The 19,650-nt window shown below is 33.2% G+C and carries 23 protein-coding genes; 11 read left to right on the top strand and 12 right to left on the bottom strand.

Annotated features, from left to right (window positions below):
- Positions 1-210: 210 nt before the first annotated feature.
- From rplM to AC23MC_RS10460, 5 genes are all read left to right on the top strand, one after another.
- Positions 211-666, top strand: a complete 456-nt coding sequence (gene rplM, locus AC23MC_RS10440) for a 50S ribosomal protein L13 (RefSeq protein ID WP_487568302.1) — start codon at positions 211-213, stop codon at positions 664-666.
- Positions 666-1,052, top strand: coding sequence for a 30S ribosomal protein S9 (gene rpsI / locus AC23MC_RS10445; RefSeq protein ID WP_129463372.1), 387 nt, complete (start codon positions 666-668; stop codon positions 1,050-1,052). The genes rplM and rpsI overlap by 1 nt, the downstream gene beginning before the upstream one ends.
- Positions 1,053-1,196: 144 nt before the next feature.
- Positions 1,197-1,997 carry a 30S ribosomal protein S2 gene (gene rpsB / locus AC23MC_RS10450; protein WP_248435881.1) on the top strand — a complete coding sequence of 267 codons (801 nt, stop codon included), beginning with the start codon at positions 1,197-1,199 and terminating at the stop codon, positions 1,995-1,997.
- Positions 1,998-2,143: 146 nt separating this feature from the next.
- Positions 2,144-3,109, top strand: coding sequence for a translation elongation factor Ts (gene tsf, locus AC23MC_RS10455; RefSeq protein ID WP_487568303.1), 966 nt, complete (start codon positions 2,144-2,146; stop codon positions 3,107-3,109).
- 77 nt (positions 3,110-3,186) lie between these two features.
- Positions 3,187-3,402: a VF530 family protein gene (locus AC23MC_RS10460; RefSeq protein WP_487568304.1), complete on the top strand. Its 216-nt coding sequence runs from the start codon at positions 3,187-3,189 to the stop codon at positions 3,400-3,402.
- A 65-nt stretch (positions 3,403-3,467) separates the two neighbouring features.
- Here AC23MC_RS10460 and ald read toward each other — a convergent pair whose 3' ends face one another.
- The gene (gene ald, locus AC23MC_RS10465) at positions 3,468-4,556 is read right to left on the bottom strand and encodes an alanine dehydrogenase (RefSeq protein ID WP_487568305.1); all 1,089 of its coding nucleotides are present in this window, start codon (positions 4,554-4,556) and stop codon (positions 3,468-3,470) included.
- 161 nt (positions 4,557-4,717) lie between these two features.
- Between ald and AC23MC_RS10470 the strand changes: the two genes are divergently transcribed.
- A complete protein-coding gene (locus AC23MC_RS10470; protein WP_487568306.1) occupies positions 4,718-5,278 on the top strand; it encodes a DNA-3-methyladenine glycosylase I in 561 nt (186 codons plus the stop codon).
- On the opposite strand, the gene aat is transcribed toward AC23MC_RS10470, so the two are convergent.
- From aat to AC23MC_RS10485, 3 genes are all read right to left on the bottom strand, one after another.
- Positions 5,275-5,916: a leucyl/phenylalanyl-tRNA--protein transferase gene (gene aat / locus AC23MC_RS10475; protein ID WP_487568307.1), complete on the bottom strand. Its 642-nt coding sequence runs from the start codon at positions 5,914-5,916 to the stop codon at positions 5,275-5,277. The two genes, AC23MC_RS10470 and aat, sit on opposite strands and share 4 nt — an antisense overlap.
- Positions 5,917-6,000: 84 nt before the next feature.
- Positions 6,001-6,375, bottom strand: coding sequence for a DUF3127 domain-containing protein (locus AC23MC_RS10480; RefSeq protein ID WP_291095793.1), 375 nt, complete (start codon positions 6,373-6,375; stop codon positions 6,001-6,003).
- 35 nt (positions 6,376-6,410) lie between these two features.
- Positions 6,411-7,289, bottom strand: a complete 879-nt coding sequence (locus tag AC23MC_RS10485) for a flavin reductase family protein (RefSeq protein ID WP_487568308.1) — start codon at positions 7,287-7,289, stop codon at positions 6,411-6,413.
- 103 nt (positions 7,290-7,392) lie between these two features.
- On the opposite strand from AC23MC_RS10485, the gene AC23MC_RS10490 reads away from it, so the two are divergent.
- On the top strand, positions 7,393-8,541 hold the full coding sequence (locus AC23MC_RS10490; RefSeq protein WP_487568309.1) for a sensor histidine kinase: 1,149 nt from the start codon (positions 7,393-7,395) through the stop codon (positions 8,539-8,541).
- 64 nt (positions 8,542-8,605) lie between these two features.
- Entirely contained in the window at positions 8,606-8,845 is a 240-nt protein-coding gene (locus tag AC23MC_RS10495) for a GlsB/YeaQ/YmgE family stress response membrane protein (RefSeq protein ID WP_291095790.1), read from the top strand.
- Positions 8,846-8,881: 36 nt separating this feature from the next.
- On the opposite strand, the gene AC23MC_RS10500 is transcribed toward AC23MC_RS10495, so the two are convergent.
- On the bottom strand, positions 8,882-9,271 hold the full coding sequence (locus AC23MC_RS10500) for an HIT family protein (protein ID WP_487568310.1): 390 nt from the start codon (positions 9,269-9,271) through the stop codon (positions 8,882-8,884).
- 5 nt (positions 9,272-9,276) lie between these two features.
- A complete protein-coding gene (gene greA / locus AC23MC_RS10505; protein ID WP_248435906.1) occupies positions 9,277-9,753 on the bottom strand; it encodes a transcription elongation factor GreA in 477 nt (158 codons plus the stop codon).
- 224 nt (positions 9,754-9,977) lie between these two features.
- Between greA and AC23MC_RS10510 the strand changes: the two genes are divergently transcribed.
- Positions 9,978-10,406, top strand: coding sequence for a Rieske (2Fe-2S) protein (locus AC23MC_RS10510; protein WP_487568311.1), 429 nt, complete (start codon positions 9,978-9,980; stop codon positions 10,404-10,406).
- 39 nt (positions 10,407-10,445) lie between these two features.
- On the opposite strand, the gene AC23MC_RS10515 is transcribed toward AC23MC_RS10510, so the two are convergent.
- The 6 genes from AC23MC_RS10515 to AC23MC_RS10540 all read right to left on the bottom strand — a co-directional run bounded on the left by AC23MC_RS10515 (position 10,446) and on the right by AC23MC_RS10540 (position 17,479).
- A complete protein-coding gene (locus AC23MC_RS10515; protein ID WP_487568312.1) occupies positions 10,446-12,707 on the bottom strand; it encodes a TonB-dependent receptor in 2,262 nt (753 codons plus the stop codon).
- A gap of 322 nt (positions 12,708-13,029) precedes the next feature.
- Positions 13,030-13,431 (bottom strand): alternative ribosome rescue aminoacyl-tRNA hydrolase ArfB, encoded by a 402-nt coding sequence (gene arfB, locus AC23MC_RS10520; protein ID WP_487568313.1) that lies wholly within the window; start codon positions 13,429-13,431, stop codon positions 13,030-13,032.
- A gap of 2 nt (positions 13,432-13,433) precedes the next feature.
- Positions 13,434-15,548: a DUF4301 family protein gene (locus AC23MC_RS10525; protein WP_487568314.1), complete on the bottom strand. Its 2,115-nt coding sequence runs from the start codon at positions 15,546-15,548 to the stop codon at positions 13,434-13,436.
- Positions 15,509-16,132: a nicotinamide riboside transporter PnuC gene (gene pnuC / locus AC23MC_RS10530; protein ID WP_487568315.1), complete on the bottom strand. Its 624-nt coding sequence runs from the start codon at positions 16,130-16,132 to the stop codon at positions 15,509-15,511. The genes AC23MC_RS10525 and pnuC overlap by 40 nt, the downstream gene beginning before the upstream one ends.
- Positions 16,125-16,844: a phosphoglycerol geranylgeranyltransferase gene (locus AC23MC_RS10535; RefSeq protein ID WP_487568316.1), complete on the bottom strand. Its 720-nt coding sequence runs from the start codon at positions 16,842-16,844 to the stop codon at positions 16,125-16,127. Before AC23MC_RS10535 ends, pnuC begins: the two co-directional genes overlap by 8 nt.
- Positions 16,844-17,479: a 4'-phosphopantetheinyl transferase family protein gene (locus AC23MC_RS10540; protein WP_487568317.1), complete on the bottom strand. Its 636-nt coding sequence runs from the start codon at positions 17,477-17,479 to the stop codon at positions 16,844-16,846. The genes AC23MC_RS10535 and AC23MC_RS10540 overlap by 1 nt, the downstream gene beginning before the upstream one ends.
- A 138-nt stretch (positions 17,480-17,617) precedes the next feature.
- On the opposite strand from AC23MC_RS10540, the gene ahcY reads away from it, so the two are divergent.
- Together ahcY and AC23MC_RS10550 are read left to right on the top strand one after the other, a co-directional pair.
- Positions 17,618-18,934 carry an adenosylhomocysteinase gene (ahcY, locus tag AC23MC_RS10545; RefSeq protein ID WP_487568318.1) on the top strand — a complete coding sequence of 439 codons (1,317 nt, stop codon included), beginning with the start codon at positions 17,618-17,620 and terminating at the stop codon, positions 18,932-18,934.
- 110 nt (positions 18,935-19,044) lie between these two features.
- Entirely contained in the window at positions 19,045-19,617 is a 573-nt protein-coding gene (locus AC23MC_RS10550) for a hypothetical protein (RefSeq protein WP_487568319.1), read from the top strand.
- Positions 19,618-19,650 lie beyond the last annotated feature (33 nt).

Raw genomic sequence — 19,650 nt, forward strand, 5'->3', positions numbered from 1 at the left:
AAAAATCGATGAATTGAACGTTTAATAACCAAAATAAATTCGAAATAAATCCATTACTTATGCCTTTAAAATCAGCAGTATTAGCAAAATTATTGTCTTAAAAATAAGTCATTAAAAATAATCTCAAATTGCTATTTGCTTTTATAATAATTAATTGTACTTTTGCAACCCCTTTATTGGGGATGGAATGTTTAATTAAAATAAATTATTGTGAACACATTAAGCTACAAGACAGTTTCAGCCAACAAAGCTACCGCAGATAAGCAGTGGATTGTTGTAGATGCTGAGGGTCATAACTTAGGACGTTTTGCTTCAAAAGTAGCGATGCTATTGAGAGGTAAATACAAGCCTGATTATACCCCGCACGTTGATTGTGGTGATAACGTAATCGTTATCAACGCAGAAAAAATCAACCTGACTGGTAACAAGTTGGATGACAAAACGTACATCCGTCACACAGGTTACCCAGGTGGACAAAGAAGCCTAACGGCTAAAGTATTGCAACAAAAAAACCCTGCAACTTTAGTAGAAAAGGCTGTAAAAGGAATGTTACCTAAAAACAAATTAGGTGCTCAACTATTCCGCAATTTAAATGTAAATGTTGGTACTGAGCACAAACATGGAGCTCAACAACCAAAAACCGTTAACTTAAACGATCTAAAGTAATGGGAGTTATTCACAAAATCGGTAGAAGAAAATGTGCTGTGGCACGTGTTTATGTTTCAGAAGGAACAGGAAAAATCACCGTAAACAAAAGAGAATTTGAAAACTACTTCCCTACTGCTACTTTACAGTACAAAGTAATGCAACCAATGTCTATGACAGAAAATGCAACTAACTTTGACGTAAAAGTAAATGTATATGGTGGTGGTTCAACAGGGCAAGCAGAAGCTGTGAGAATGGCTATTGCAAGAGCAATGTGTGAGGTAGAAGCTGAAAACAGAGCTATCTTGAAACCAGAAGGATTGCTAACAAGAGATCCAAGAATGGTAGAACGTAAGAAATTTGGACAGAAGAAAGCTCGTAAGAGATTCCAATTCTCTAAACGTTAATCGAATTACAAAATTATTATTAAAAAAGTTATTGTTGTTATTATTCCGATGCGATCGGAAAATTAGTTTAGCATCTAAATAATGAAGACCAGAGTAATCGCTACTACATTATTGCTAATCAACAGAACGTAAACTAGTACAAAAATGGCAAACAAAGTTGAAGTTAAAGACTTACTAGAGGCTGGCGTTCATTTTGGACACATGACTCGTAAATGGGACCCAAACATGGCTCCTTACATTTATATGGAACGTAATGGTATTCATATCATTAACCTATATAAAACTGCTGCTAAAATTGAAGAGGCTAACGAAGCCTTGAAAAAAATTGCAGCTTCCGGTAGAAAAGTACTTTTCGTAGCTACCAAAAAACAAGCAAAAGATATCGTAGCCGAGAAAGCTGCTGCAGCGAACATGCCGTATATCACGGAAAGATGGCCTGGTGGTATGCTTACTAACTTCGTTACTATCCGTAAAGCTGTTAAAAAAATGGCTTCTATTGATAGAATGAAAAAAGATGGCACTTTTAATACGCTTTCTAAAAAAGAAAGACTTCAAGTAGATCGTCTTCGTGCTAAACTAGAGAAGAACTTAGGTTCTATCGCTGACATGTCTAGATTACCTGCTGCATTATTTGTAGTAGATATCAAAGCTGAACACATCGCAGTAAAAGAAGCTCAAAAATTAAACATTCCAGTTTTTGCTATGGTTGACACCAACTCTGACCCACGTCAAGTTGAGTACGTTATCCCAGCTAATGATGATGCTTCTAAATCAATCGATAAAATTTTATCTTTAGTAACCGGTGCTATCATCGAAGGTCTTTCTGAAAGAGGATCTGAAAAAGATGGCGATACTGTTGCTGAAGATACAGTTGAAGAAGTAGTAGCAGTAGAAGCTGCTCCAGCAATGGAAGCAGAAGAAGCTAAAACAACTTCAGAAGAATAAATAACTATAAATTCCGATAGGAAAAATTCCAAGTTCCAAAAAATTGTCTCTTTAAAAATTGATGATTTAATAAAATTGGAATTTGGAATTTGAATATTGGAATTTGTTTTTTTACATAAAAATTTAAACTTAAAAATAGATACAAAATGGCAACAATTACTGCTGCAGACGTAAATAAATTAAGACAAACTACAGGTGCCGGAATGATGGACTGTAAAAAAGCTTTGGTTGAAGCTGAAGGAGATTTCGATAAAGCTATACAAATCCTTAGAGAAAAAGGGCAAAAAGTTGCTGCTAACCGTTCTGACCGTGAGTCTAGTGAAGGTGCTGCTGTTGCTTTTATAAATGCAGACAAAACCAAAGGTGCTGTAATTACTTTGAACTGTGAAACTGATTTCGTAGGTAAAAACGAATCATTCGTTTCTTTGGCTAAACAATTAGTAGAAAAAGCAATCAACTTTTCTTCTAAAGAAGAATTTTTAGCTTCTTCATTTGAGGGAAACATGACCGTTGCTGAAAAATTAATCGAGCAAACTGGTGTTATCGGTGAAAAAATTGAAATCGGTGGTTTTGAAATTTTAGAAGGTGCTTTTGTTGGATCGTATGTACACGTGAACAAAATTGCTGCTTTAACTGCAATTTCATCCGCTACAGCTGATGCTGAAACGTTAACAAAAGACATTTCTATGCAAGTAGCTTCAATGGGAGCTGATACATTATCTTACAAAGATTTTGATCCTGCTTTCGTTGCTTCTGAACTTGCTGCTCGTATTGCTATAATCGAAAAAGAAAATGAAGAAGCAAAACGTTTAGGAAAAACATTAAAAAATGTTCCTAAATACATTTCTTTCTCTCAATTAACAGAAGAAGTTTTAAAACAAGCGGAAGAAGATGCTAAAGCTGAATTGAAAGCAGAAGGAAAACCAGAGCAAATTTGGGATAAAATCATTCCTGGAAAAATCCAACGTTTTATCTCTGACAACACAACTTTAGATCAAGAAAAAGCTTTATTAGATCAAAACTTCATCAAAGATGATAGTAAAAAAGTTGGTGATTACGTAAAAGGTTTCAATGTTGAAATTACAGGTTTCAAAAGAGTTGCTTTAGGGTAATTCCTAACGAACAAAATATACTAAACCTCAATTATAAAGATTGAGGTTTTTTTATGGTTTTTAGTTAAATTTACAACATGCAAAACAACGATCCACTTCACGGGAAAACACTACAGTCAATAGTTGAGTATTTGGTTGACTTTTATGGTTTTGAAACCTTAAGTCAAAAGATAAAAATCAAAAGTTTTACCGAAAATCCTTCTGTCAAATCAAGTCTAACATTTTTGAGAAAAACCGATTGGGCTAGAAAAAAAGTGGAAGAATTATATTGTGAAACCATTTCCAAAACGTAATAAATACAAAATCCCATCACCTTGGTTGCGATGGGATTTTTAAACAAACAAACAAATAAAACCTATTAACTAAAATTGAACGTTTCGGCCAATTCTTTATAAACAATTTCGCCCTCTACAATATTAAGTCCTTTTCTTAAATCCGGATATCGTTCTGTGGCCGTTTTCCATCCTAAGTTGGCCAATTTTAACACATACGGCAATGTTACATTAGTTAAAGCTAATGTTGACGTGTATGGAACTGCTCCCGGCATATTTGCCACACAATAATGCACAACATCATCAATAATATACGTTGGGTTTTCATGCGTTGTTGCGACAGTCGTTTCAAAACAACCGCCTTGATCTACCGCAACATCAACCATTACTGTTCCTGGATGCATTTCTTTCAACATATCTCGGGTAATTAATTTTGGAGCTTTTGCCCCCGGAATTAATACCGCACCAATAATCAAATCGTGATTTTTAATGTGCCTTCTAATATTATATTCACTCGAAAATTCAGTTACAACGTGACTTGGCATCACATCATTCACATACCGAAGACGCTTCATATTGATATCTAAAATCGTAACGTGTGCTCCTAAACCGGCTGCCATTTTTGCTGCTTGAATGCCTACAATTCCGGCTCCTAAAACCAACACTTTTCCTGGCGGAACTCCTGGAACGCCTCCCAACAAAACACCTCTTCCTTTAATTGGTTTCTCTAAATATTTTGCTCCTTGTTGAATGGCCATTCTTCCGGCAACTTCCGACATTGGTGTAAGTAAAGGCAATGAACCGTCTGTTTCTTCCACAGTTTCGTATGCAATGCAAATTGATTTGGATTCCAACATTGCAATCGTCAATTCTTCACTGGAAGCGAAATGAAAATACGTAAAAACAATTTGACCTTTTTTTATCAATGGATATTCTTCTGCGATGGGTTCTTTCACCTTCACAATCATATCGGCTTGAGCATAAACTTCAGCCGCTGTTGGAACTAAAATTGCACCAACCACTGCATAATCCGTATCAAAAAAACCGCTTCCAAAACCGGCATCTTGTTGAACATAAACCGTATGATTGTTTTTAATCAATTCAAAAACACCAGCCGGAGTCATTCCAACTCGACTTTCATTATTTTTAATTTCCTTAGGAACCCCTATTTTCATAACTAATTTATTTCTAATTACTGTACAAATGTATTAATAACCCCTAATTTTTGTACATCATACTTTAATTTTTATCATTTTTAAAGTTACAACCCCTAAAATAAACATAAATATCAAATTAACGCTTTGATTTTTTATATTTGTTAAATAAATGAAACAATATGGAAACTAAAACAAGGTGTGCTTGGTGCGAAAAAGATGATTTATACCGTAATTATCACGATGAAGAATGGGGTGAACCGGTTTATGATGACCAAAAGTTGTTTGAATTTTTAATTTTAGAAACTTTTCAAGCCGGAGTGAGTTGGCATTTGATTTTAAAAAAGAGAGAAAATTTTCGAAAAGCATTTCTCAATTTTGACTATCAACAAATTGCTTTATTTGGCGAATATGAAGTGCAAGAATTGATGAAAGATGCAGGAATTATTCGAAATACATTAAAAATAAATTCCGCCATCAGCAATGCAAAAGCATTCATGAAAGTGCAGGAAGAATTTGGTTCTTTTTCTAAATTTATCTGGAGTTATGTGGATGGGAAACCAATAGTGAATAATTTCACTTCTTTTAAGGATGTTCCGGCATACAGTCCACTAGCCGAAAAAATCAGTAAAGATTTGAAGAAACGAGGCTTTAAATTCATCGGACCAACAACAATGTATGCACACATGCAAGCAACAGGAATGGTAAACGACCACTTTTTGGATTGCTGGAAAAGAAGTTAAAACGAAGATTTTAGAATTTTGAGGTAATTTTCTCGGGAGATTTCAAACGCACCTAATTTTTCTAAGTGATCATTATGCACTTGACAATCTAACAGAAGATAATTTTCTTGCTTTAACTTTTCAATCAAAGAAACAAAAGCCACTTTGCTCGCATTTGGAACTAGCGAAAACATACTTTCACCACAAAAAATCTTACTTAAATCAACACCATATAATCCACCAACCAATTCATTGTTTTGCCACACTTCAACCGATTTTGCAATTCCTAATTCATGTAGTTTTAGATAGGATTCAAACATTGAATCGGTAATCCACGTTCCTTGTTGCCCTCTTCGTTTAATGGTTTGACAATTTTTGATTACTTCAGAAAAATTTTGATTGAACGTAACTTCAAAAATATTTCGGTTTAAGATATTCCTCAGACTTTTAGCAATTTTATATTCTTTCGGATTCACCACCATTCGTTGTGGCGGACTCCACCATAAAATGGGCTCATCTTCTTCAAACCAAGGAAAAATTCCGTTTTTGTATGCTAAAAGCAAGCGTTCTGTACTCAAATCTCCGCCCACAGCCAAAATCCCTTCGTAGGAAGCTTCTGAAACAGGTGGAAAATATAAATCTTTGCTTAAAAAATACATCTGTAATTAAAATCTAAATAAGAAATTCCAAACTCCAACATTTTTATTTGGAATTTGGAATTTGTTCATTCTTAATTTTACGAATTAAAATGGTAAATCGTCGTGTTCTTCTTCATTAAAGTTGGTAGCCGGTTCAAAAGCTTCAGCTGCAGGAACAGGAGGCATTTGAGCTGCCGGAGCTTCTGCTTGCAAACGCTCAATTCTCCAACCTTGAATAGAGTTAAAATACTTTGTTTCACCTTGTGGACTCACCCACTCTCTTCCTCTAATGTTAATTGAAACTTTTACACCTTCACCCAATTTATATGAGTTAAGCAAATCACACTTATCTTGTGTGAATTCTACCATAATATGTTGTGGATACTGTTCGTCTGTGGTAACCACTAATTCTCTTTTTCTAAATGATGCACTAACTTGTTGTTCTGGGTTAATGACTTTGATTTTTCCTGAAACTTCCATGATTTTGATTTTAAAAATTATTAATTTGGCTCATATTAAACTCGTTTGGCTAACAAAACTTTCCAGGCCGAAAGGGCATTTTGCTTGTTAAGGAATTCTTTTGCTTTTTGATGCACTTTCATTTCATCGGCAGAACTCAAAACTCCTTTTACCTGAATATTTTCATTTACAAATATATTAATTTCTTCTGTTGATGGCAAACTTTCTACATTTCCTAACATTCCTAAATCATTTCCAGTAAACACGGGACTTTCTTTAATAAAATCAGGAATTTGATCGACTCCAATTCCTAACGTTGCCAATGGTTTTGGGATTTCAAAAAGGCCTTGGTTGGATCGCGAATACCAATTGGCTCCCATGCGTGAAACCAAATCAATTTTATGTTGATCAATGTTACCATTTTCATCTAAAACAGATTCATCAATGTGTAATTTTACGACTTCACAAATAATTAAATTCCCTGCTCCACCTTCTGTTCCTAAACTAATAATTTGATTGACTTTGCATTCAAATTGTACCGGACTTTCGGCAACACGAAATGCTTTTACAATCTCAGAGGGCAACATAGTTAAACCTGATTTTAGAAACTCGTTCACGCCATCAGCATATTCCGTACTTGAGAGTGACATTTGCTGAACAATATCAAAATTCACCACATTAATTACCACTTCTTTTGTGGCTTCACAGTTAATTAATGTGTGCTTGATAGTATTATCTCGCACTCTTCTGGCAGGGGAAAAAACCAAAATCGGAGGATTGGAACTAAACACGTTAAAAAAACTGAATGGAGACAAATTCGGATTGCCATTTTTATCAACCGTGCTAGCAAACGCAATCGGTCTCGGCCCAACCGAACTTTGCAAATAACCTTGTAATTTTAAAGGAGAAACATCTTTTGGAGAAATACTAACCATTGTTTTTCTGAGTTTATACAAATGTATAAAATTGAGCAGTATTTGACGATTGAATTTTTCAATTAACACAAGATTTTACTACTTTTATCCTAAATACAAATTTATGCAGTTTTCCGAAAGCAGAAATGTAACCAGATGGTTTTTGATTCTCACTTCTTTTGTGATTGTTTCGCTGATTCTTTGGAATACATACACTTTTTTTCAAATATTTAAAAACGAAGAAAAAATAAAAATGGAGCTTTGGGCAGAAAGCCTGAAAACGGTTAATAATGCAAATCCTGAAACAGACGAAATTGAGTTGCCGCTTCAGATTATTAACAACAATAAAACAATTCCTATTATCGTGACCGAAAATGATACCATCATCAATCAAACCAATATTGATGAAAATATCATTTCAGAAAAAGAAAAATTAGATCAATTTCTTGAAAAATTAAAAAAAGAAAACAATCCAATAATAATTGAATATAATCCTGGTAAATTTTGGTATTTATATTATGGAAATTCGTCCTTACTAAATAAATTAAAATATTATCCAATTGCGTTAATTCTCATTATCATCCTATTTACCGCTTTGGTTTACAATTATTACAGAAGTACAAAAGTTGCCACTCAAAACAAACTTTGGGCAGGAATGGCAAAAGAAACTGCTCATCAAATTGGCACACCGCTTTCGTCATTAATTGGTTGGTTAGAAATATTAAAAATTGAAAATGTAGAAGAAAACACCATCAAAGAAATTGAAAAAGACATCACCCGATTGCAAACCATTGCCGATCGTTTTTCTAAAGTTGGCTCTGAACCTGTTTTGGAAAAGTTAGATCTGGTTAAAGAAACCATTCAATCGTTTGATTATTTGAAATCGCGTTTTTCTAAGCAAGTTGAATTTTCATTTTCGGCACCAACCAAAACTATTTTGGTTAATCTTAACCCAACTTTACATAGCTGGACAATTGAAAATTTGGTAAAAAATGCTATTGATGCGATGAAAGGACGAGGAAAATTATCGCTTACAATTATTGAAGACGAAAAAGAAGTAAAAATTTTAGTTTCCGATTCCGGAAAAGGGATTCCGAAAAATCAGTTTAAAAAAGTATTTGAACCCGGATTTACAACCAAAAAACGCGGTTGGGGATTGGGACTTTCTTTAACAAAACGTATTGTGGAAGAATACCATAAAGGTAAAATAAAAGTCGCTCAATCTGAAGTTGGAAAAGGCACTACGATGATGGTTAATTTTAAAAAAATATAATTTTTATTAAATTGTCATTTATTTTTTATAATTTTAACAATATTAACCAATAAAATCAATTTTTATGAATTTTTTGTATTTCTTACTCATCGGTGCTATCTCGGGATGGCTTGCAGGTCAACTCTGGAAAGGTTCAGGTTTTGGATTAATTGGAAACATTGTGGTTGGAATCATTGGCGGATTTGTTGGCGGATGGTTAGCCGGCCATTTCGGAATTGGCGGAGGCGGATTACTTTGGCAAATTCTAATTGCTGCCGGGGGAGCTTGGGTCTTGCTTTTTCTAATAAGTTTGATAAAAAGATAAAACTAAAAATCCCGATTTCATCGGGATTTTACTTTTTTATAATTCGTTTTGAATTTTTTGTACTGTAGCTTCAAATTCTTCTTTTGTTAAACTCACTTTCCTTTGAAATCGCATATCATCCATATCTTGCAACGGAATGAGATGAACATGAACATGAGGCACTTCTAATCCTACCACGGCAACACCAATTCGTTTGCATGGGATGGCTTTTTCTAAAGCAACAGCAATTTTTCTCGAAAACTTCATCAAAGCCAAATAATGGTCTTCTTCCATTTCGAAAATCTTGTTGATTTCTTGTTTTGGGACACAAAGTGTGTGACCAATTGCATTTGGATTTACATCTAAAAAAGCAATAAAATGTTCATCTTCTGCAATTTTGTAAGATGTAATTTCGCCGTTGATTATTTTGGTAAAAATGCTTGCCATTTTAATTAATCTCTTGAAATTTCTAAAACTTCAAATTTTAAAACGCCATTTGGCACTGTAATTTCGGCTACATCACCTACTGATTTTCCTAACAATCCTTTTCCAATTGGAGATGTTACTGATATTTTTCCGGTTTTTAAATCGGCTTCGCTTTCGGCAACCAACGTGTATTTCATTTCCATGCCATTAGCTTGGTTTTTAATTTTCACGTTAGACAATACTAATGCTTTTGACAAATCAAGTTGCGATTCATCAATTAATCTGGCATTTGAATATACTTCTTCCATTTTAGAAATTCTCATTTCCAATAATCCTTGAGCTTCCTTAGCAGCATCATATTCTGCATTTTCAGATAAATCACCTTTATCTCTTGCTTCTGCGATGGCTTGTGATGCTTTTGGACGTTCAATATGTTTAAGATTTTCTAGTTCTTCTTTTAGTTTTTTTAAACCCTCTGCGGTGTAATACGATACTGTACTCATAACTTCATGTGTTTTTATTGCAATTCAATTTTTTCAAAATTCACAAAAGTTGAACTTTGATATATAAAATCGTTATTTTTATCGTTATATAAAATAGAAAAAATCCCCTTTTAGAGGATTCCTTTCAACAAAGATAGTATAATTTTTAATTATTTGAAAATTTATTCCTTTATAAGGGTACTCAAAGGTAATTAAATTAAATTTGCCAAATGAAAAAAATGTTTATGAAAAAAATTGTTTTGTTATTGATTTTTAGTGTTTTCCTTTCAGGATGTGATAATGAAAGTTTTAATAATTTTAATCCCAACATACCAAATTATACTTTTACGGTAGATATTAATACCGATTTACCGCTGTACGGCTCTTTAAAATTTCCCGGAAACGGTGTTTATATTTCACAAGGAAATGCAGGCGTAAGAGGGATTATTGTTTTCAGCATCGGTGGTGGTGGCTACAACGCCTTTGACGCAGCCTGTCCAAACCAAGCCTTGAGTTCATGTTCTACCATGATTGTACAAGGTAGTAATGCCCTTTGCCCTTGCGATGAAGAATTGTATAATTTATTTACCGGTCTGGGAGGTGAGGGTTTAGAATTCCCGATGAAACGTTACCGTGTTGAAGTAAATGGACCTATTGTGAGAGTTTATAATTAAAAGAAATCCTGACCGCAAAGTCAGGATTTCTTTTTTATACTAAAACAAAAGGGTTATTCCTGAAAGGAAATTAATTCCCGCTTGCGGATAAAAACCAGCTCCTTCAATGGTTGTAACAGTTCCCGGTGATGAAAAATCATCGTCAAACGTGTAAAAATAGCCATTGCTTTCGTATTTCAAATCAAAAATATTATTGATTAGGGCATTGAATTGAATGGATTTGAAAATTTTATTCGTTTTAATTTCATAGGTAACATTCAGATCATTCACAAAATAAGCATCTAATTTGGAACTTTCTGCATCGATGTTCCCCATGAATTGCTCACTCACAAACTTTGATAATAAAGAAAGTTGTAGATTTTTAACCGGAATAAAAGTAAAACGATTTGCTGCAATAAAATTCGGTGAAAAAGCAATGTTTGTTGAACCTAAATTTTGTAATTCACCATCACGTTGAAACACAAAATCTTTGTTTTTGTTTTGACTTACTGTAAAATTTGGACTAATTAAAAACTTTTCACTTAAACGAATTACAGATTCTATTTCTAAGCCAAAACGGTAGCTATTACCACTATTGGTAAATATTGGAGCTCCAACATCATTTAAAGCTCCCGTTAAGACCAGTTGATCTACATAACGCATGTAAAATGCATTTGCCGTAAATCTCACTTTTTTAGAATTGTATTTCCAACCTAATTCATAATCAAACAATCGTTCTGGTTTTGTTGCATCGTTTTCATAATCGTCTCTTCGTGGTTCTTTGTTGGCAACGCCAAAATAACCGTAAAATACATTTTTTGAATCCAATTGGTAATTCAATCCTGCTTTTGGATTAAAAAATCGGAAAGTATCATTAACATCCTCAAACCTAAAACTAGTTGCATCATAAAACACCATTCTGTATTGCAAATCTGTGAATAGGCTTAACTTAGAGTTAATATTTTGAGTAATTTTAGCGTAAAAATTAATATCATCCTTATTACCATAATTATCATAATAACGACCAATATTGCTAAAATTATATTGGTTCCAAGTTACTTCTCCGTAGTGTAATCCCAAATAACGATTGATAGCTCCTCCGATTAGTAAATCAGTTTTATTATTCCTATAATTTAATGAAAATGTGCTTCCAAAAAAAACGTTGTCTAACCATCGCTTCCTTATGTAATCCATACTGGAAATACTGTTTCCATCAATTGTTATATCCGGAAGACCTAAGAAGCTTAATTGTGAGTCACCACTAAAAAGAACATTAGAATAGTAATAATCATCAACATATTGTTCAAAATACCCTTTACCTTTGGTATAGTGTAATGCAATGTTTGAAATCCATTTTTCAGTCCATTTTTCAGTCCAATGCAATTGGAAATGATTTTGCCAATAATTATCGGTTTCGTTATTATGAAAACCTTCAATATTTCCATTGTCATTTGTTTTAATTCCAGAAATATTAAAAGTGTTTCCAAATATATAATCCGGATTGGTCGCACTTAAAATTGATAAAGGAGCGTTATCTCTTCCGTTCCAAGCTTGGTAGGTTTTTTCTTTTCCTCCAAAAGCTAATAATTTAATTAAAGTAGTTTCTGTTACATAATTTGCGTTGAAAAAATAGCCAAACATAGAAGAAGATGCTCTGTCAATAAAACCATCTGATGCAATGTTAGAAATTCGTCCGTTCAATTCTACATTATTATGCAACCCTGTTCCAAAAGAAAGTGTATGCTTTCTGGTGTTAAAACTTCCGAATGAATTAGCAATTTCAGCATATCCTTCTTCTTGAAATGATTTTGTTTGCATATTTAAGCTAGCTCCAAAAGAACCTGCTCCATTGGTTGAACTTCCAACGCCTCGTTGCAACTGAACACTTTCTAAAGAGGAAGCAAAATCAGGTAAGTTCACGAAAAAACTTCCTTGACTTTCGCTATCATTAAACGGAATACCATTTAACGTTACGTTGATTCGTGAGCCATCTGAACCCCGAACACGCATGTAGGTATAACCAACGCCATTTCCTGCATCCGTTGTAGTTACAACGGATGGTAAATACTGTAACAAAACAGGAATGTCTTGTCCTAAATTTCTAGGAGCGATTTCTTCCTTTGAAACGTTCGTGAACGTAATAGGGTTTTTTTCTTTAGCACGCACAGATGAAACAGTGACTTCTTTAAGATCGACATTTTTAAGACTATCTTTTGGAGTTTCCTGTGAAAAACCGACAAAAGAAAATAGAAAAAAACTCGCAAAGCAATACTTACTAAGCGTTTTTGTGCCATACTGGCGATTGTTGAATAAAGTTTTCATTCGTAAAAGTTTACGAATAAAAGGGGCAATTATTCTTGGTTAAAAATTAAAATTGATACTCTTGACAGCAAAATAAACGTGCACTTTTATTTTTTTGTCTAATCCCTAAACAGCATTACCTGTTCTAGGTTCGTTGGGTATGATCTCAGCTCGTTATTTAGAGCACCCCTTTGAGACGGGGCAAAGGTAGTAAAAGATTTTCAATGGTAATGGCAAATTCAAAAATCAATGACAAATTCAATGGCAATGAGAAAAATCAAATTCAAAATTTAATGAAAGGAGAAACTCCCATTACGCATTACCGTTAATCTATCACATTTTTCTAAACATCCGGTTTCTTTCGGTTTTGCTTGATTTCTGAGGTATTTCGCTTTTCATTGATTCGCTTTTCAATTACCGAACGCGGAATTTTGGTTGGTTTTCTTTCTTTAGGAATTACCAATGCGTTTTGAATGAGTTTTAAAAATCGTTTGGTTACAATTTCTTTGTTTTTGAGTTGACTTCTATCTTCATCGCAGTTTAAAATCAGAATTCCGTCCAACGTTAATTTTGTTTTTAGTTTTTCTGAAATTAATATTTTTTCTTCCTCTGATAAACTTTGCGAATTGAGCAAATCAAACGATAGCACCACTTTAGACGAAACTTTATTCACGTTTTGTCCGCCTGCACCGCTACTCCTTACGGCTTTGAATGCCAATTCTGATATAATTTTCTCGGAATCCATTCTTAATGAGGTTGATGTGCAACTTTTAATAAATCATTTACTGTTTTCACAGGATTGAAAGTTACCAAAGGCACTTCTACAAAAACGGTTAACCATTTTGCCATAGCTCCATTCCAAAGTCCGGGTAATTCATAGGCTTTCAAATCTTTTCCTCCTTTATTTTTATAAACTATAAATCCACTAGAGTGATCAACAAATTCGGTTAAATCAAAATTGGCTCCACGGTAATTTCTAATTCCGCACACCAAATCTACCGGATTAAAATGAGTTGAATTTTTTACTATTTTCATTTGACTGGTATCCTTTTCATCAATTTGAGACGACTCTACAATCTGCAAAAAAACCAATCCTTTTCTGTCTCTTACCCAAAACGGACCGCCGCCTGGTTCTCCTTCGTTTTTAACCATTCCACACACACGAATTGGCCGGTTTAAATAATTTTTAAGGTATTCTATTTTACTTTCCTTAGTATATTTTGAAAAATCGTCGACCACTTCAAAATGCAACTTTGACTGAATAAAATTAACTATTTCATCTAAAGTTTCTTTGGTAATATTATCTTCATCAAGCATTCGAAGGTAATTGAAAATCTGATGTTGTTTATCTAATAAAATTCCTGCCAAAGCCTTTTTGTATAATGAAATTTCATCTAAATGATTCTGAATAACATTGTCAATGTTTTTTACAAAAATTACATCGCCATCCAAATTATTCAAGTTTTGAATTAAGGCTCCATGACCACCAGGTCTAAAAACAAGACTGTTATTGTCTTCTCTAATAAATTGATTATCAAAATCTAAAGCAATGCTATCAGTTGATTTATCTTGATAAGAATAGGAAACACTTATTTCAGTTTGTGTATTTTTTTCAATTTTTGATTTTACATTTTCTACAATTTTTTCAAACTCCGACTGATGTTCTTCAGAAACTGTGAAATGTAAATGAGCTTTTTGATTGGATGATGCGTATGCAACAGCTTCATTAAGGTGCTCTTCTATTGGAGTTGCAATATGAGAAGTGTAGTTATGAAAAGGCAAAACTCCTTTTGGTTTATTAGCAAAATCAAATTCGTTTTTTGACAATAGAATTTTGATGAAAGCATAACATTTGCTGTCATACCCCCACGTTTCATATTCCGGATACAATTGTTTTAGTCGGTTTAGCACTTCTTTATAAAAGGGAAATTTATCTAAACCAATTAAAAAAAGTGATAGATTTTTAGCTTTTTTACGATTTATATAAGCATTTATTGATTCTTCTCCCAACTTATAATCGTGTAAAAACTCGCTTAAAAATTTAAACATTCTGCTAGCAGCTCCAGACGAAGGAACGAATTTTTTTAGTTTTAAATGATTTCGTTTTTCATCAAAAAAATTGGCAAAATAGGCAGCTTCATCAACTGACAAGGATTCAATTCCGTCATTCAACTTGGCAGGCCTTTCCAGATTAACAGCTTGTATCCCGTTGGTTAAAAAACCAACCTGATTTTTAATTTGATCTAACTTAATATCACGTTGTTCTAAAAGGATATAATCAAATGAATTTAAACCTAACTTTTTTGTCTCAAAAATATTTGAAATGATGGCCACTGCCTTTTGAAATCTCTTTTCTTTTGAACCTGTAATTTTTACATATGGTTTATTGAATTTGAGTAAATTTTCTTCAAAAATCTGCAGTGTTTTTTCTCTATCGTTTGGGCTGTCTCGCAAATCATCTTTTTGCCAAGGCACATCTACATCGGTTAAAAAAAACAAATCATATTTATGTTTTTTAGCTGCTTTTTCTAAAACAGGATCGCTTTCTCCATAATATATATCAGAAAAAACCTTTGTAACCATCAAATTTGTATCCGCAAATAAAAAAGTATTTGCTTTTTGCAAACCTTCATTTTCAAGTTTTGTTTGACCGATGGCAATAGGCAATAAATCTTCTTTTTGACAAATTTGCTGATGCTTATCCCATTTTTGTTGAAGATAATCACGAGCAAATTCAGGAATCCAAATTGTATTGAAATGTTCAGCCAATTGTTTAGCCAATGTGGTTTTTCCGGTGCATTCCGGACCATAAATGGCTATTTTTATGATTTCTGTAGACTGTTGTTTAAGATTTTCTTCCATTCGATATAGCCATAAAAGGCGATTATTGTAAATATAAAATATTGTAAGCTGGTAAACGTTAATCCTTTATAGTAATACAAAGGTATTGAAACGATATCACCCACTATCCAAAAAATCCAGTGTTCAACTTTGCGTTTTGCCATGAGCCACATACCAACAAAAAATACTCCGGTAGTAAATGTATCAACATAAGCTGTCCAACTTGTAAATTTATCAAAAAAAGTGTAAATCAACACTACTGCAATCGATGTTAAAACAAAAATTACAATTGCCCATAACTTTTCATTCTTTGTAATGTGTGCAATTGGAAATTCTGTTTCACCTCCTTTTTTTCGGGTCCAATGATACCAGCCGTAAACACTCATGATTGAATAGTAAATGTTGATGGTAAAATCGCCAAGCAACTTCCATTCCCACAACAAATATATAAAGATGGTTGTACTTATGATTCCTGTTGGGAATACTAAAATGTTATCTTTTTTGGCATACCAAACACTAATTAAACCAAAAAAAACTCCCGTTATTTCCAGAAAAATGTGAAGATTTGAATACTCTTTGTACTGAGAGAATAGTAAATCAATCATGATTAAAAAAGTTAGAATCGTTTTCAAATGCAGTTCCAATGACTACCAAATCGGCTCCGGCATCAAAAGCGTTTTGAATTGCTTTTTGCGAACGAATTCCGCCACCAACAATCAATGGAATTGAAATTTCTCGAGAAACTGCCTTAATCATTTCTAATGGAACAGCTATTTTTGCACCGCTTCCGGCTTCGAGATAAATTAATTTATTGCCTAAATATTCTCCTGCTTTGGCTGTTTTGCAGACATATTCAACATTATTTCTATCTATAGGTTTGGTTTTACTGATTCGTTCCACAGCGGTTTGACTTCCGCTTTCGATTAAAATATAACCGGTTGAAATAATCTCTAAAAATGAATTTTTTAGAATTGAAACAGCATTCACATGATGTTCAATTAGATAATCAGGGTTTCTACCAGACAATAAACTCAAGAATAAAATTCCATCTGCTAGAATTGATATTTGTGACGGATTTCCTGGAAAAAGCACAACTGGAATAGTTAACTTTTCTTTTAATAAGTGAACCTGTTCATCAATTTTTTTATTTTCAACGATGCTTCCGCCTATAAAAATATAAGCAGCCGGACTAATTTTAATCTTTTCAATCAAATTAGCTAAATTGCCCATTTCAATTTTATCCGGATCGAGTAAAATGGCTATTAATTTTTGATTTTGGGCCTTTGCCTGTAGTATTTCTTCGTAGATTTTTTTCATCATTCCATTTCCCAAAGCCAGACTAAGGTATAATTTTCAATTTCGGTAAAGTAAACCAAAAATTCTCTTTTAACCGAATTAAAATCCAACAAAGCAGTTGTTTTTGCCTCGTTCATCTCAAATGGTTGTACAAAAATATGATCTTTAAAACTAATTCCGATTTCGTTTCGCACTTTAAAAACGGCTTCTTTTATGCCCCAAATGACGGTTAATTTACTAACAAATTCGACTGAATTATTTTCGCATTCATAGACAAATTCTTCCTCTGCAAATTTATAAGCTATTTTTTTTATTAAATCACGACGAAGTTCTAAATCAATTCCAACGTTTTTATCTGATAAAACAATAACTGAAAAACCAAACGAATGCGAAATAGAAATGTTTACACAATCTTTTAAATGAGGTTTACCAAATTCATCATAAAACAAATCAAAGTCGGTATAGCCATTGTATTGCAACAGCATCCGAACCGCCATAAAACCTTTTTGATGACTTTCGGATTTCATGCCTTCTAATCTGGCTAAAGAAGTATCTTTCAGCGAAACTTCCCGAAATAAATCATCAAACGTTTCTGTTATCTTCCAAACGAAAACAGCTGTTTTATCATCTACATTTATTCTCTGGTAAAATGGCATTATTGAAAAGTATATATCAAATTGTATTTCAAAACTTTAGTGGACTAAACAAATCACAAAAAACACAAAAAGGCTTTTAAATTTCTAAGCTATTCCGTAAATTTGCGTAAATTTTTAGCTAATATAACTATTTTATAAATGAGTACACAAACATTGCCATTTGTAGCGTTCAAAGTGAAAGATATTTCGCTTGCCGCTTGGGGAAGAAAAGAAATTGAATTGGCCGAGGCTGAAATGCCGGGCTTAATGGCTCTTCGTAGAGAATATGGCGATAGTCAACCGTTAAAAGGAGCTCGTATTGCAGGTTGTTTGCACATGACAATCCAAACAGCTGTTTTGATTGAAACATTAATTGCTTTAGGTGCAGAAGTGACTTGGAGTTCATGTAATATTTTTTCAACACAAGATCATGCTGCTGCTGCAATTGCTGCTGCCGGAATTCAAGTGTATGCCTGGAAAGGATTGAATGATGTTGATTTTGATTGGTGTATTGAACAAACCTTATTTTTTGGAGAAGACAGACAACCATTAAACATGATTTTGGATGATGGTGGCGATTTGACAAATATGGTTTTTGATAAATATCCAGAATTGATTAGTGGAATCAAAGGTCTTTCGGAAGAAACGACTACCGGAGTTCACCGTTTATATGAAAGAATGAAAAACGGAACTTTACACATTCCTGCTATCAACGTAAATGACTCGGTTACTAAATCGAAATTCGACAACAAATACGGTTGTAAAGAATCAGCTGTTGATGCTGTTCGTCGTGCAACAGATATTATGTTAGCCGGAAAAAGAGTAATCGTTTGTGGATACGGTGACGTTGGAAAAGGAACTGCTGCTTCATTTAGAGGTGCAGGTTCTATTGTGACTGTAACAGAAATTGACCCAATTTGTGCTTTACAAGCTGCAATGGACGGATTTGAAGTGAAAAGATTAGAAACTGTAATCAAAACAGCGGATATCATCATCACAACTACCGGAAACAAAGACATCGTTGTTGGAAAACATTTTGAGCAAATGAAAGACAAAACCATCGTTTGTAACATTGGTCACTTTGACAATGAAATCGACATGGCATGGTTGAACAAAAACCACGGTGCTTCAAAAATTGAAATTAAACCACAGGTTGACAAATATACTATTGCCGGAAAAGATATTATTATCTTAGCCGAAGGTCGTTTGGTTAACTTAGGATGTGCTACAGGTCACCCAAGTTTTGTAATGAGTAATTCATTTACAAACCAAACGTTAGCTCAAATTGAATTATATACCAATGCTTCTGCTTATAAAAATGAAGTGTATATGCTACCAAAACATTTAGATGAAAAAGTAGCGGCTTTACACTTAGAAAAATTAGGCGTTGAATTGGAAACATTAAATGTAGAGCAAGCTGCTTATATTGGTGTGGATGTTCAAGGACCTTACAAGCCGGAGTATTATAGATATTAGTATTAAGACTGAAGTATTAAGTATTAAGACTGAAGTATTAAGTATTGAGATTTTTGAAATTAAAATTACCCTTGCTGAAAAGTGAGGGTTTTTTTGTTTAAACTTGTACTATGATTTTAAAAATTAAAAAATATTTCCTTGTTGGATTTTTGTTTATAATTTCTTACACTTTATCTGGTTGCAAACAGATAGATTCAGATGCTATCTATAAAAAATGTATCGTAGATAAAACTCAACAAAAATTAATCGAAGGTTATGGAATTGAAAAAGATATTTTCAACTTACTTGAGGAAGCAGAATTATCTTTATTAAAAAGTAAAATAATTCAAAACATAAGCAAAGAAAGTTATCTAAAATTAACCGAAATAATTTTTAATGATGATGAAATTTCAAAAAAAATAACAGCAAGTATCAAGATGAATGTTGACTTTAATTTTTTTGATTTACTTTCCTTAACTACATTGGATTTTTATTCTTCATGTGCTGAAGAAGTTTACAGCAAAGAAACTAACACTACTAATAAAGCAACCTTAAGAAAACGATTTACTATATATGCAAATCTAATGGCGGATGGTTATAAAAATGAAATAAGAATTGCCTCTTTAATTAATGAATCTGAAAATTTTTCTGAAACGGAACGACTCGTTATTCTTCACTTAATTTTGATGAACGTTTCAAATTAATCACAAAAAAACCCATCTCTCACGAAATGGTTT

This window comes from Flavobacterium sp. T50_26 (assembly GCF_057652995.1).